6 protein-coding genes are annotated in these 15,482 nt (G+C 42.4%); all 6 read left to right on the top strand.

Annotation, left to right across the window (positions count from 1 at the left end; translation table 11 throughout):
• Nucleotides 1-12 precede the first annotated feature (12 nt).
• The 6 genes from IDJ75_RS06840 (at nt 13) to IDJ75_RS06815 (ending at nt 15,094) form a co-directional block, all read left to right on the top strand.
• Nucleotides 13-2,424 (top strand): ABC transporter permease, encoded by a 2,412-nt coding sequence (locus tag IDJ75_RS06840; RefSeq protein ID WP_191174826.1) that lies wholly within the window; start codon nt 13-15, stop codon nt 2,422-2,424.
• 73 nt (nt 2,425-2,497) lie between these two features.
• Nucleotides 2,498-4,921: an ABC transporter permease gene (locus IDJ75_RS06835; RefSeq protein WP_191174825.1), complete on the top strand. Its 2,424-nt coding sequence runs from the start codon at nt 2,498-2,500 to the stop codon at nt 4,919-4,921.
• 59 nt (nt 4,922-4,980) lie between these two features.
• The gene (locus IDJ75_RS06830; RefSeq protein ID WP_191174824.1) at nt 4,981-7,350 is read left to right on the top strand and encodes an ABC transporter permease; all 2,370 of its coding nucleotides are present in this window, start codon (nt 4,981-4,983) and stop codon (nt 7,348-7,350) included.
• Nucleotides 7,351-7,424: 74 nt separating this feature from the next.
• Complete coding sequence (locus tag IDJ75_RS06825; protein ID WP_191174823.1) at nt 7,425-9,893, top strand: ABC transporter permease; 2,469 nt, start codon at nt 7,425-7,427, stop codon at nt 9,891-9,893.
• A 174-nt stretch (nt 9,894-10,067) separates the two neighbouring features.
• Complete coding sequence (locus IDJ75_RS06820; protein ID WP_191174822.1) at nt 10,068-12,473, top strand: ABC transporter permease; 2,406 nt, start codon at nt 10,068-10,070, stop codon at nt 12,471-12,473.
• 221 nt (nt 12,474-12,694) lie between these two features.
• The gene (locus IDJ75_RS06815) at nt 12,695-15,094 is read left to right on the top strand and encodes an ABC transporter permease (RefSeq protein WP_191174821.1); all 2,400 of its coding nucleotides are present in this window, start codon (nt 12,695-12,697) and stop codon (nt 15,092-15,094) included.
• The last annotated feature ends 388 nt before the right edge of the window (nt 15,095-15,482 follow it).

Genomic DNA, 15,482 nt, shown 5'->3' with positions numbered 1-15,482 from the left:
AATGAATAAATTATGATAAAAAATTATCTGACCATTGCCTGGAGAAGCCTTACCAAAAACAGGGTATTCTCGTTCATAAATATGTTTGGCCTGGCTATAGGGCTGGCTTGCTGTATGCTGATAAGCGGCTACTTGTACCAGGAGCTAACGTATGATACCTATTCGGCTAATGCCAAACAACTTTACCGGGTAAACCTGGGCACAGTAGGCTCGGTTGGTACAGATAGTTACCCTATTGTGGATATAGCCGTGGGCGAGGGTATAAAAAATGCTTTCCCGGAGGTAGCTGCGTTTACACGTATGTCAAGCCTGCAGCCCCTGTTTGTAAAAGCCGCCGACCAACAGTTTAAAGAAAGCAATCTGGTTATGGCGGATGCAAACTTTCTGCAGGTGTTCTCTATCCCGTTGCTGGAAGGCGATGCGAAAAACAGCCTCGCCGAACCCAATACCATAGTGCTTACCAAAGCAACGGCCAAAAAGTATTTTGGCGATGCGTTAGCCCTTGGCAAAATGCTGATAGTAGGTGATAAAACCATGAAGGTTACCGGTGTTATTGATAAGGTGCCCGATAATTCACATTTCCATGCGGATGGTTTTGCCAGCATGATCACTTATACCGCAGGCAGGCAACAAACCTGGAGCAACGTTGGTTTCTATACCTACCTGTTACTCAACAAAAATGCCGACCCTAAAAAGTTGCAGGCGCAGTTCCCGCAACTGGTGGCCAAGTATGTGGTACCTGAGATACAGCGCGATATGGGCGTAAGCCTGGCCGAAGCGCAAAAATCGGTCAGTACTTTCCTGTTCACCTTACAGCCGGTAACAGATATCCACCTGCATTCGCACACCAAGTACGAGCGCGAGGCTAACGGCGATATCAACTACATTTATATATTTGGCGCACTGGCAATTTTTATATTGCTGCTGGCTTGTATAAACTTTACCAACCTGTCTACCGCTGCATCTGCAAAACGTTCAAAAGAAGTAGGTATCCGCAAAGTATTGGGGTCATTAAAAAATAGCCTCATATCACAGTTCCTTACCGAATCTGTATTTTTAACAACCCTTGCCATGGGGTTTGCCCTGGCACTCGTGTACCTTTTACTGCCATATTTTAACGGCGTATCGGGTAAAAACATCAGCATGTTGTTCTACCTTAATTATAAAGCCATAATTGTCGAGTTATTGATAGCTTTAATAGTAGGTATAGCGGCTGGTATTTATCCCGCGTTTTTTATCTCATCATTTAAAATACTGAGTGTATTAAAAGGAAATGGCAGCACGCAAAACAATCGCAGCCTGCTGCGCAGCGGGTTAATAGTTTTCCAGTTCTTTATATCAACGGCATTTATCATCGCCACATTCATTGTTTACCAGCAGCTGCATTTTATGCAGAATAAAAAACTTGGTTACGATAAAGAACAGGTTTTGGTGATAAACGATACCTACACCTTAAAAAACAATATTGTTCCGTTTAAGAATCAGTTATTACAGGATAAACGCATTGTAAACGCAACCATTACAAACGATGTACCTGTTAGGGTGAGCGATGGCACACAGATCTACCTAAAATCGACCACCAACAGTACCGGCCACAGTGAGATACATGCTAACATCTATCATATTGATGAAAATTATATACCCACTATGGGCATGAAAATGGCTGCCGGGCGCAATTTTATTGCAGGTTCAAAAGCAGATTCTACAGGTGTGTTGGTTAATGAAACAGCTATACATGAACTTGGCCTTGATAAAACCGACCCGATTGGCAAAACCATCGTCCGTTCCGGCCAGCGCGAATTTAATATAGTAGGTGTTATTAAAGATTTTCAATACTCATCTGCAAAGCAAAAAATAGCCCCTTTAATGATGCTTTTTGGCAACAGCAATGGTTCTATCATTGTAAAAGTTAAAACAGCCGATATGCATGGCCTGGTTACAAGCATCGAAAACCAATGGAATGAATACCATGCCGACGCGCCTTTTAGTTATACTTTTTTAGATGACCAATTTGCCCAGCTATATGTAGCCGAGGCACGCACAGGTAAAATATTCACGTCATTCGCCATACTGGCAGTTATAATTGCAAGCCTTGGTTTGTTTGGCTTATCGGCATTCAGCATTCGCCAGCGGGTTAAAGAGATCGGTATCCGCAAAGTATTGGGCGCTTCATCAGGCAGTATTACGGGCATGCTGTCGGCACAATTCTTAAAACTGGTTGGCCTATCGGTTTTAATAGCCATACCGGTTACCTGGTACGCTATGCACAGGTGGCTGCAGGAGTTTGCCTACCGCATAGAGATACAATGGTGGGTGTTTGTTTTGGCCGGCGCCCTGGCGTTAACAGTGGCCTTTATAACAGTAAGTTTCCAAACGGTTAAAGCGGCATTAACAAACCCCGTAAAAAGTTTACGGAGCGAGTAGTAATGATCAGAGGTTAGATCTTAATAGCTTTAGAGCTTAGGGTTTAGTTTTTTAGAATTTTATTTTCATCATTATGTTTAAAAATTATATTAAAACAGCATTTCGCAGCCTGAAAAAAAACAAAGGCTTTACCATTATAAATATATTAGGCCTGGCCCTTGGGTTGTGCGTTTGCATGCTTATTGTTTTTTATGTGATAGATGAGTTAAGCTACGATAAGTACAATACCAAAATCGACCGGATCTACCGGGTAAACAACGACATTAAATTTGGTGGGGCCACCCGCTCGTTTGCAGAAGTGCCTGCGCCTTTGGCGGCTACCTTTATGAGCAATTTTCCGGAAGTGGAAAAAGTGGTTCGTTTTCGCGGCTGGGGCGAGTATAAAATAAGGAAAGGGAACCAGAATGTACAGGAAAATAGCATTATATATGCCGACCCGGGCATATTTGATGTGTTTACCCTGCCCATGCTTGATGGCGACCCTGTAACCGCTTTAAAAGACCCGCATAGTATTGTTATAAACCAAACCATGGCCAAAAAGTATTTTAATACTACAAATGCCGTTGGCAAAACACTGCTGCTTAATGATTCATTGAATTATAAGGTAACCGGCGTTATAAAAGATATTCCTAAACAATCGCACTTCAGGTTTGGTTTTTTCCTTGCCATGACAGACCTGCAGGAAAGCAAGGAAGATAACTGGTTAAGCAACAATTTTAACACTTATGTACTGCTTAAACCGGGTGCAGGCATACAAAAACTTGAAGCCAAGTTTCCGGCAATGGTAAGGAAGAGTATTAGCGGTCAACTACAAGCCGCCATCCGTATGGATTATGACCAGTTTGAAAAAACAGGAGGTTACTTTCACATAAACCTTACACCGCTACAGGATATCCACCTGCGATCAAACCGCTTAGCCGAGCTTGATGATAATAGCAATATCCAGTACGTGTACATTTTCTCGGCAATTGCACTGTTTATATTACTAATAGCCTGCGTTAACTTTATGAACCTGAGCACAGCGCGGTCGGCAAACCGAGCCCGCGAGGTTGGGGTACGCAAAGTATTGGGCTCGCCAAGAAAGTTCCTGATAGCACAGTTTTTATCAGAGTCGGTAATTGTAACTTTTGTTGCTACTGTAATAGCTGTGTTTGGGGCGTGGGCTTTATTGCCATTGTTTAACCAAACAGCTGGTAAAGAAATTGTACTTACCGCACAAACGTTTGCCTGGCTGGTTCCGGCACTGTTAGGAGGGGTTATTGTAATAGGTTGCCTTGCGGGCTCATACCCGGCGTTTTTCCTGTCGGCGTTTCAACCAATAGATGTATTAAAAGGGAAACTGTCATCGGGCTTTAAAGGCGGCTTTTTACGCAGCTTTTTGGTGGTTTTCCAGTTCTCTATATCTATTTTCCTGATTATAGGCACCATGGTTATTTACCATCAGCTTAAATACATCCAAAGTAAAAACCTGGGCTATGATCGCGACCACGTATTGGTTATAAAAAACACCAATAGCTTAGGCAACAATGCCAAAGTATTTAAGCGCGAATTACAAGACCTGCCGGGGGTACAAAGCGCTACATTAAGCGGCTATTCGCCAACTTCGGGTAACCGTAACAGTACTTCCTTTTTTACAAGCCAGGCGCATGATAGTAAAACGGCCCTTGCAACCCAGTTTTGGGATATTGATGAAGATTATGTACCAACTATGGGTATGAAAGTAATTGCCGGTCGTAATTTCTCTAAAGAAATGATGACCGATTCTACAGCCCTGGTGATCAACGAAACTGCAGCCAGGCAGCTTGCCTTTACCGACCCGGTAGGAAAGGAACTTTACCTGCCTATGGATAACACCGCTTCAAAGCTTAAACAGATGCATATTATTGGTGTTGTGAAAGATTTTAACTTCAATTCGTTACGCGATAATGTTACTCCGCTTGTATTCCAGCTGGCCGAGAGTAACGGGCGCCTGTCTGTACGGATAAAAACATCAGATATGCCCGATTTTATTAACCAGGTTAAAAGCAAATGGCAGGCGGTTTCGCCCAATATGGGGTTTGATTATTCGTTTATGGACGAGGAGTTTGATTCAAACTATCGCGCCGAGCAGCGCATTGGTACCATCTTTATTATATTCACTACAATGGCCATTATTATAGCCTGCCTTGGTTTATTTGGACTGGCCGCCTACGCTGCCGAACAACGTACCAAAGAGATCGGTATCCGTAAGGTGTTAGGTGCCAATGTGTCTATCATCGTGGGCATGCTTTCAAAAGATTTTATAAAGCTGGTTATCATATCAATACTGATCGCTTCGCCGCTGGCGTGGCTGTCTATGCAGCAATGGCTAAAAGGCTTTGCCTATCGCGATGGCATAAAATGGTGGATAATAGTAGCCGCAGGTGCAGGTGCTATGTTTATTGCGGTAATAACCATAAGCTTTCAATCAATAAAAGCGGCTTTGGTTAACCCGGTTAAGAGTTTAAAGAGTGAATGATTATGATAGAGGTTAGAGCGTAATTGGTTTAGGATTTAGTTTTTAGAATTTAAGTCATCATGATACGGAATTATTTTAAGATAGCCTTTCGAAATTTGGCTAAACACAAGCTTTTTAGTCTCATTAACATTGGTGGCCTTGGTGTGGGTATGGCGGTAAGCTTTATGCTGTTGCTTTATGTGTACAACGAGTTCTCGTACGATAAAATGTACATAAACCAGGACCGCATTTACCAGGTTTGGCGTAATCAGTCATCAAACGGCGAGATACAAAGCGGTAACGGCATGTCGGTGCCGGTTGCTGAAGCCATACGTAAAAACTACCCGGAGATTGCGCTTACTGCACGAACCAATTGGATAAACGGCAGCCTGTTCAATTATAAAGAAAAATCGTTAAACCTGAATATGCTCTCGGCCGACCCATCGTTGCTGGATATTTTTAACTTTGAATTTGTACAGGGTAACAAGGCGTCTGCCTTTACAGATGTGGCTTCCGTAATAGTAACGCAAAGCGGCGCCAAAGCCATTTTTGGCAACGCCGACCCGATGGGTAAAACCCTTAAGATAAACAATACACGCAGCGCAAAGGTTACCGGCATTATAAAGGACATGCCCGAAAACAGCTCCATGAAATTTAGCGTACTGGGCTCATGGGCCATGCTGGAGGCAGACGAGCCGTGGATAAAAACATCAAGCTGGAATAACTACGCTTTTCAAACCTTTGTGATGGTAAAGCCCGGTGTAGACCTTAATAAGCTTAATGGCAAGTTAAGCGGCTTTATGGCAAAATATAACCCCGGTGGAAAAGAGAATAAATTATTCCTGTATCAATTCTCCAAGCAACATCTTTACGGCGAGTTTAAAAATGGCGTAAGCACCGGTGGCGGCGTTATAGAATACGTGCGCCTGTTTATGTTTTTGGCCATAGGTATCCTGCTGATAGCTTGTATCAATTTCATGAACCTGTCTACCGCCCGCTCAGAAACCCGTTCGCGCGAGGTTGGGGTGCGTAAGGTAGTGGGTGCAAGCCGCTTTGCCATTATCCGGCAGTTTATGGGCGAATCATTGTTGATGTGTATTGTCTCGTTCGGGCTTGCGCTCGTATTGGTTATTTTACTGCTGCCATATTTTAACGGTATTATATCCAAAAACTTAACCGTTCCTTACAATGCGCCATTTTTCTGGATAGCGGGCCTATGCATCACCCTGATCACCGGGATCATTGCGGGCAGTTACCCGGCGCTGTTCATGTCGTCGTTTAAACCGGTAAAGGTTTTAAAGGGGATAAATAAAGCAGGTAAAGCTACCTTAAGGCCAAGGCAAGTATTGGTTATTGTGCAGTTTTCTTTCGCAACATGCCTTATCCTGTCAACCATTCTTATTTATAAACAACTAAATTTCATCAAGAATCGCCCGGCGGGTTATGATAAAAACGGATTGGTAGAAATATCGCTTAATGGCCGGCTGTACACCGAGTTCGAAAGTTTCCGCAGGGATGCTATTGCATCAGGGGCTATTACTGATGCGGCAAGCACGTCAAACACCATAACAAGTAATGGCGGTGCATCATGGGGTATCAAATGGCCGGGGCAATTACCCGGCGAAGATAAGCTGCCTGTTGAACAAATAGTTACCAACTATCACTTCACCAAAACATTTGGCCTGAAACTGGCTGATGGCCGCGATTTTGATATCGCCCGCCCGTCAGATAGTTCGGCTATTATGCTGAACGAAGCCGCCGTAAAAATGATGCGTTTAAAAGAACCCATAGGTGCCGTCATCAACTGGCAGGGCGCCGACCGCACTATTGTAGGTGTCTTAAAAAACTATATCGTAAACTCGCCTACCGAGGCTGCAAAACCACTTATTGTAGGGAATTTAAAAGGCTGGGCTGGTATGGCAAGTGTAAGGCTTAACAAAGCGCTGTCCATATCAGAAGCAATAGATAAACTGGGCGCTGTTTATAAAAAGTACAATCCCGATTTCCCTTTCGATTACAAATTTGTTGACGAGGAATACAGCAAAAAATTCCGTACCGAGCAATTGCTGGGCACACTATCAAACTCATTTACGGCATTGGCCATTGTACTATCATGCTTAGGTTTATTCGGCCTGGCATCGTTTAGTGCCGAGCAGCGCCGCAAAGAGATCGGTATCCGCAAAGTACTGGGGGCAACTACTGCAAACCTGTGGTTTAACCTTTCAAAAGAATTTGTGCAGTTGGTTATTATCGCGTTTATTATTGGCGGGGCCGTAAGCTGGCATTTTATGGATCAATGGTTGCACAAGTACACCTACCGCACCAATATAAGCCTGTGGGTGTTTATTGCAACTATAGCTATAAGCCTGGCCGTAACATTATTAACAGTGAGCTGGCAGGCCATAAAAGCTGCATTAAGTAACCCGGTAAAAAGCTTACGCAGCGAGTGAGTGTAAGTGATTAGGCTTATAGTTTTACAATTAGGGTTTAGAGTTTAGTTTTTAGAATTTATAATTTCAGCATCATGATAAAAAGTTACTTCAAGATCGCGTTAAGGGGCTTTCGCAGGCATAAGCTGTTTACGCTTATAAACGTTGTTGGTTTATCAATAGGGATAAGCGCTGCACTGGTTATATACCTGATAGTGCATTTTGATTTTACTTTTGATAAGTTTCATAAAGACAGCGACCGCATTTACCGCGTAACTACCAATTACTCTTTTGCCGGCGAGGTTGGCTATAATAATGGGGTAACCATGGCCCTGCCCGGCGCTGTAAAAACAGAAGCTACCGGGGTTGATATTGTAGCACCATTTTATATTTACGGGCAGCAGGATGTGATCATCCCGGATGGGCCGGTTGCCAACCATAAACTTAAAAAGCAAGAGGGCATTGTATTTGCCGACGAGCAGTACTTTAACCTCATCCATTACGATTGGTTAGCAGGCTCGGCAAAAACATCCTTAAAACGGCCTAACCAGGTTGTTTTAACATCGGCGCAAGCCAAAATATACTTCCCTAAGCTTGAGTACAGCGAAATGATAGGGAAACAAGTGATCTATGACGATTCTCTGAAAACCACCGTTAGCGGTGTAGTAGCACCAATAACGGAGAATACCGATTTCCTTTTTCATGATTTCATATCATACATTACCGGTACAAGCGATCATTATATAAAAGATCAATTTGATATGACGCAATGGGGGAATACCAATTCGGCATCACAGTTGTTCATTAAACTATCCGACAAAGCATCATCGGCACAGGTTGAAAAGCAACTGAACGTGATGCTTAAAGCGCATAACCCTCCTAAACCCGAAGACAAAGGCAACTCGAGTGGTTTTCATTTACAGGCATTAAACGAAATTCATTTCGATCAGCAATATGGCGGCATGGATGGAGTGCGTACGGCTAATAAAACCACACTATACGGCCTGCTGGTAATAGCCGCTTTCCTGTTGGTGTTGGGCTGTATCAATTTTATAAACCTTACAACCGCACAGGCATCGCAACGGGCTAAAGAAATAGGTATCCGTAAAACCATGGGCAGTAAGCGTAGTCAGCTCATTATTCAGTTTTTAAGCGAGACTTTTTTGATCACCTTATTTGCCGTAATTATATCCATAGCGCTGGCGCCGGTAATTTTAAAACTCTTTGCTGATTTTGTACCGCAAGGCATATCGGCAAATGTGTTTAAACAGCCAGGGCTCATTATATTCCTGATCGTCTTAACCATTGGGGTAAGCATCCTGTCGGGTTTTTACCCGGCGCTGGTATTATCGGGCTATAAACCGGTTTCGGTACTCAAAAACCAGGCAAGCAATAACAACAGCAAAACCCGCAATGCTTGGCTGCGTAAATCATTAACAGTAACCCAATTTGTGATAGCCCAGTTTTTTATTATGGCTACCATATTGGTAAGCAAGCAGATCTATTACGCACTGCATAAAGATCTGGGCTTTAAAAAGGATGCCATTGTAAATATCTCCACCCCATATAAAAGTATCAATACCAATAAACAGCAGGTATTTATGAATAAGCTTATTGCTATACCACAAATAGAATTGATAAGCGTTGGCGGGGCGGCACCATCATCAAACAATACAAACTCTACAACGGTAACCTACACAGATGGTAAAAAAGAAATAAAAACCGATCTGCAGCAAAAATTTGCCGACGAAAATTATCTGAAAGTTTATAAGATAAAGTTACTGGCAGGCCGTAACCTAATGCAAGCAGATACTTCAGGTAATATTGTTATTAATAATACCTACGCAAAAGTATTGGGTTTCCGTACCCCGGATAAAGCCTTAGGTAAGCTGTTAGATTACAACGGTAAAAAACGCGAGATAGTAGGGGTAACTGTAGATTTTTATCAGAAATCGTTACACTCGCCTATAAAGCCGCTGGCCATACTGATGCCTGTGCATAACAAATGGAACAACCGTACATTTCACATTGCATTTAAGCCGCAAACAGCAGGCGGCAATGAATGGAAAACCGGTATTAGCAGTATGGAAAAGATATGGAAGGAAATTTACCCGGATGATGATTTTGAATATGCCTTTTACGATGAAAGTATAGCCAAATTTTACAACGCCGAGCAACATACCTCAACTTTACTTACCTGGGCAACGGGTTTATCTATACTGATAAGCTGCCTTGGGCTATTAGGATTAGCCATATACACCACCGGGCAGCGCACCAAAGAGATTGGCGTACGCAAGGTACTTGGTGCTACAGTAACGCAAATTGTAACCTTACTATCAACAGAACTCATGTGGCTGATAGGGCTGGCATTTGTACTGGTAACGCCATTGGCATATTACGCCATGCAAAAGTGGATGGAAAACTTTGCCGACCGTACCACCATTAGCTGGTGGATATTTGCCCTGAGCGGGGTGGGTATGCTGTTACTGGCGTTGGTTACGCTTAGCTTCCAAACCGTTAAAGCGGCCGTAGCCAACCCGGTTAGTAGTTTAAGAAGCGAGTAATAACCACCATACCATCCTTAACGTAAGTAAGGATCTATTGGCGAAGCATGACAAATAACAATAGCGATGGATAAAGTTCATCGCTATTATTATTTAAAGCGTTAACTAATGTTAAAAATTATAATTTAACATCTATAGTGCTGATATTGTAGCATCAAACAAAACCGGCACCTTATGCTTAAAACTTACTTGAAAATTGCTTACCGTAACCTTCTTAAACACAGGTTTTATAGCAGTATAAATATCTTCGGTCTATCATTGGGTATTGCCTGCAGTATTATACTGTTTCAGTTTGTAACTTATCATTTGAGTTTTGATACCTACCATCGTAATGCTAAACAAATATACCGGGTGGTTGATGAGATGCATATACCCGATGGTACCATCAGCTACGAAAAAGGGGCACCCATGGTACTGGCAAATACGGTAAAAACCCAGGTACCACAGGTAAAAAATGTGGCCATGCTTTTAGGCGACAGATCATTCAGTATCGCGGTAAACAGCAACACTGCTCACCCCAAATTATTTGCCGAGCATGAAAATATAGCCCTTACCGATAAGCATTGGTTTGAATTATTTGATTATACCTGGGAGCAGGGAAATTACGCCGCCGCCCTCAGTGAACCTAACACCGCTGTAATTACCAGCAACCTTGCCCAAAAATATTTTGGCAGCACCAATGTTGTGGGTAAAACATTGCTTGTAGATAATCACCTGCCTGTTAAAATAACAGGGGTGCTTGCTCAAAACAAACCCACTACCGATTTTAGGGCTGATATGTTTATCTCCCTGGCATCATTTGATCAGTTAAACCCCGACATGGCCAAACAGATGCGTAACGAGTGGTACTTCATCAACTCGCATACCAATATATTTTTCCAGTTAAATGATAACACCTCTCCTAAAGCTGTAGAAAGTGCAATAAGCGGTATAGTAAAAAAAGCTTTAGGTAACGATGGCAGCTTTTACCATTACAAATTATTACCCTTACGCGAATGGCATTTTGATGCCCGCTATGCCGGCGTTATACAACGCCCTTTATTGGTTATTTTAAGTTTAACAGGTTTATTACTTATTGTAATTGCCTGTGTAAACTTCATAAATATGGCCACCGCGCAAAGTACAAAACGAGCTAAAGAAATTGGCACACGTAAGGTTTTAGGTAGCACACCTGCAGGTATTTTTAACCAGTTTATTACCGAAACCAGCTTGATCGCTTTTGTTGCAATTGCCTTATCGCTTTTATGGGTTACCCTGTTTTTGCCGGTACTTAATAGCTGGCTTGGCACCAATTTAACCTACAGCATGTTTAGTATTTGGCAGTTGCCATTATACCTGCTGGCTGTATTTATTATTGTGGTATTGGCTGCGGGCTTTTATCCCGCTATGATACTAAGCAGGTTTAAACCTATCGACGCACTGAAAAACCAGCTGTTATCGGGTACAAAAAGTTCACAGTTTACCCGAAAGAGCTTAATAGTGGCCCAAAATATTATTGCACAGGTGCTTATTATTTGCACCGTGTTAATAACGCTGCAAACCAAATTCCTTAAAACCGCCGATACCGGTTTTGATAAAAGCGCGATAGTAATGGTGCCCATACCTGATAAAGCTAAGGCCAAAACCGACTACATGCGTAATTTAATGCTTAGTAAACCGGGGGTGAAAAGTGTATCCTATTGTTATGAGGCGGCTATGGGGATATCACAAAAGGGTGGGAGTATAAAGTATGATACCCGCGATTGGGAAAAATACACCGTATTTACAGTAATTGGCGATGCTGATTACACCAAAACCTTCGGGCTTAAAATAATTGCCGGAAAAAACTACGCCGAAAACGATAGCACCAAACAGTTTTTAGTGAATGAAAAACTGGTAAAAATGCTTGGGGCAAAAAGCCCCGATGACGTTATTGGCCGTAAATTTACCTCGGGCGATCTGAATAACGCTGAAGGTACAATAGTTGGGGTGGTTAAAGATTTCCATTCAAAATCGTTGTATAATGCCATGGAGCCGCAATTGATCAGCACGGGCCGGGACTATTACCGATATGCGGCAGTGAAATTATCAGGTAAAAATTTGTTGGCAGGTGTTGATCAGGTCCGCGATGCATGGAAGGCAGTGTACCCCAATTATGCGTTTGAATACCGCTTTTTAGATGAGCAGGTAGCATCTTTTTATAAAAAGGAAGAGCTTCTTAATAAGCTTATTACGGCAAGCGCAGGCGTAGCTATACTAATAAGCTGCCTTGGTTTATTAGGCTTAATATCACTGATAACTACACAGCGCACAAAAGAAATAGGTATCCGTAAGGTTTTAGGGGCATCGGTTACACAGATAACCGCTTTGCTTTCAAAAGATTTTTTAAAACTGGTGGTGTTATCTTTACTTATAGCAATACCCGTGGGCTGGCTAATTATGCATAGCTGGCTGCAAAACTTTGCTTACCATATAAAAGTGCCGCTTTGGGTGTTTGCTGCAACCGCTGCTGTATCTGTAATGATAGCTTTTGTGGTTACAAGCGTACAATCCGTAAAAGCCGCGGTAGTTAACCCGGTGAAAAGTTTGAGGAGCGAATAGAAGCAGCATGTCAGGAGTCATGAATATCCGGTCTTAGTTCTTATTCTTGACTCTTAATTCTCTCTTTTCTTGCATCTCTAATCCTGTATCATACCCGAACAGAAAAGTGTTACGCATGCGAACACTTATTGAAGTATTGCCCATGCAACTTATTGATGTTTAATTAATTATAAATTTGGCATGTAAGTTGGCATAACCTGCCCGATATCAAATTTACCAGCATGATTAAAAACTACTTTAAAATTGCATGGCGCAATATTACGGGCAATAAACTTTTTGCTACGCTTAATATTGCCGGCCTGGCTATAGGCATGTGCGTTTGCATTACATTGTTTGCCTCTATTTCGTACGAGCTGAGTTTTGACCGCATGTACAAAAACTCAAAAAATATGTACCGGGTAAACATGCAAACCAGCGAGCAGTACAATTACAAGGTATGGGCACAGGTACCAAACTCGGTAGGGCCGGCATTGCTGCAAAGCATCCCACAGATAAAAGCAGCTACACGGCTTATTAAACATGATTTTGGCGCCTCGGTATCAATAAAGACCGATGATAAAAACTTTACAGAAAAAGGGCTATACCTGGCCGATTCGGCGGTTTTCGGCATGTTCGATATCAATTTTATTGAAGGGAATGCACGTACAGCCTTTGCACAGCCAAAATCAATAGTTCTTTCGCGTGCGGCAAAAGAACGATTGTACGGTAAAGAAACCGCTTACGGAAAGCTTATTTATATAAATAACCGCGATACTTTGCATGTATCGGGTGTGTATGATAATTTGCCCGCCAACAGTACCATCGACTGCGACATGATCTACAACATTATGGATAGCTGGATGGGCAAAGATGTGTACTGGAGCAACGCAAGTTACGAAACCTACTGCCTGTTGCAGCCTGGTGCAAATATGGCGCAGGTACAGGCGCAGGCCTCGGCCCTGATTGATAAGAATACTAAGAAGGATAATAAATTCTTCACTAATTTCATATTCCAGCCCCTGGCAGATATTCACCTGTATTCTGCCGATATCAGGGCAGGCTACTCGTCAAGAATGGGAAGCATTAGTACGGTAAAGGCACTTACATTTTTATCGCTGTTGGTGTTACTTATCGCCTGTATAAATTACATGAACCTGGCTACGGCGCGGTCGCAAAAACGTGCTAAAGGTGTGGGGGTAAACAAAGTGCTGGGCGCCAATACCCGTAATTTGCTTGCATTATTTTATGCAGAAACAGCCTTGCTATCATTTATAGCCATTGTTTTAGGTTATGCGCTTGCCTTTGCTGCTCAGCCGCTGTTTCAAAATATTACCGGTATCGAATTAAAACCGGAGGCGTTTGTGGCGGCGCCCATTTTACTGAGCTTAATATCAACATGGCTTTTTGTAACCCTTATAGCCGGCAGCTACCCAGCGTTTTCAATGTCGAGCATTTCGCCGCTGGTTTTAATGAATAAGCTGAAATTAAAACATTCCGTTGCCGATTTTATTCGCCGGTCGCTGGTGGTGTTTCAGTTCGCATCTTCCATCATCCTTATCATTGCTGTTACGGTTATCCTCCAGCAGATCCATTACATCCGGAACAAGGATTTAGGTTACAACCCTAACGGTGTAGTTGCAATAAACATTAAAGCTGCGCAAAATAAGCAGCAGTTAACAGCCTTTATGAATGATCTGCGGGGCATAACCGGTGTAGAAAGCTTTTCGGCCGTGCAATCTATCCCCGGTGATGTGGAGAGTGGCAGGAGCATCAGGAAATCATCAACAGATAAAGACGGCATGCCGGTAAAAACCTGCCGTACCGATGGCTCCATAGTTAAAACTATGGGCTTAAAGTTGCTTGCAGGCAGCTCATTACCAACAACAATAGCCGAAGGCGATACCAGTTGCTATGTGCTGTTGAACGAAGCATCTATGAAATATCTTGGCTTTAAATCGCCACAGGATGCTATAGGGAAGTATATTGAAAGCGAAATGTCAGGCAGGTCTATCGTTAGCGGCGTGGTTAAAGATTTTAACTACCAGTCGCTTAAAAACGAAATAGGAGGGTATGTATATTATGCTATGAATAAAGCCCCGGAAGGCTTGCGGACTTTATTGGTTCGCTACAACGCTAAGGACTTGCCGCAATTTGTGGGGCAGTTGCAAAATACCTTTAAGGCCGATATGCCAAACTCAAGTTTTGATTATGAGTTTCTGGATAACCATGTTCAAAATTTATACACCTCAGAGCAGCATATGGCCAGTACAGCAACCGTATTTTCGGTGCTGGCTATATTTGTAGCCTGCCTGGGTTTATTTGGTTTAGCGGCATTTATTGCCGAGCAGCGGACTAAAGAGATAGGTATACGCAAAGTACTTGGCGCAAGCGTAACAGGTATTACCAAACTACTAACAGGCGATTTTCTGAAACTTGTTATTATCTCTATCATTATAGCCTCGCCAATAGCCTGGTATGTAATGAATAAATGGCTCATGGGCTTTAGCTACCGCATAAATGTAAACGTGTGGGCTTTTGTAATTGCAGGTTTTACAGCTATTTTATTCGCCTTGCTTACCATTAGCTCGCATGCTATAAAAGCGGCAATAACCAATCCTGTGAAGAGTTTAAGGAGCGAATAGGAAAAAAGCTTGTTTTAAATGCAAAGTTCGCTCCCTGTTGTATGAGCAAGATTTTCTCTATCATTCATAAATGACATGGATTAATTAGTTGGGCGGATGGATACTTAACATGGTCCGCCGACACAAAGTATACTTGTCCCGTTTTGTTCCATTTAGGAAAAAAACGGGACAAATATATTTTATACGTTTATTAATTAGGTGATAAAAGGCCGTTCTGAGGCCGAAATAAGGTCGAAAAAATCCCATTAATTTAATAATTACAGTCCGATTCCGTTAGAATGTAATCTGCTGTTTATAAGGGCAATAAGAGGGTATTAGTGTTTTCCATTTTTAAAAAATGGAATAAAATTCAATAATTATTACTTTCTGTATATCAATTATTTAAATT

This window comes from Mucilaginibacter rigui (genome assembly GCF_014773275.1).
GTDB classification, from domain to species: domain Bacteria; phylum Bacteroidota; class Bacteroidia; order Sphingobacteriales; family Sphingobacteriaceae; genus Mucilaginibacter; species Mucilaginibacter rigui_A.
The sequence above is the reverse complement of the archived record's forward strand: the minus strand, read 5'-3'. Positions and strand labels throughout refer to the sequence as shown.

Excerpts from the sequence above, each read along its gene's own strand:
- IDJ75_RS06835 (WP_191174825.1), top strand. The coding sequence starts at position 2,498 with ATGTTTAAAAATTATATTAAAACAGCATTTCGCAGCCTGAAAAAAAAC.
- IDJ75_RS06815 (WP_191174821.1), top strand. The coding sequence starts at position 12,695 with ATGATTAAAAACTACTTTAAAATTGCATGGCGCAATATTACGGGCAAT.
- IDJ75_RS06825 (WP_191174823.1), top strand. The coding sequence starts at position 7,425 with ATGATAAAAAGTTACTTCAAGATCGCGTTAAGGGGCTTTCGCAGGCAT.
- IDJ75_RS06840 (WP_191174826.1), top strand. The coding sequence starts at position 13 with ATGATAAAAAATTATCTGACCATTGCCTGGAGAAGCCTTACCAAAAAC.
- IDJ75_RS06830 (WP_191174824.1), top strand. The coding sequence starts at position 4,981 with ATGATACGGAATTATTTTAAGATAGCCTTTCGAAATTTGGCTAAACAC.
- IDJ75_RS06820 (WP_191174822.1), top strand. The coding sequence starts at position 10,068 with ATGCTTAAAACTTACTTGAAAATTGCTTACCGTAACCTTCTTAAACAC.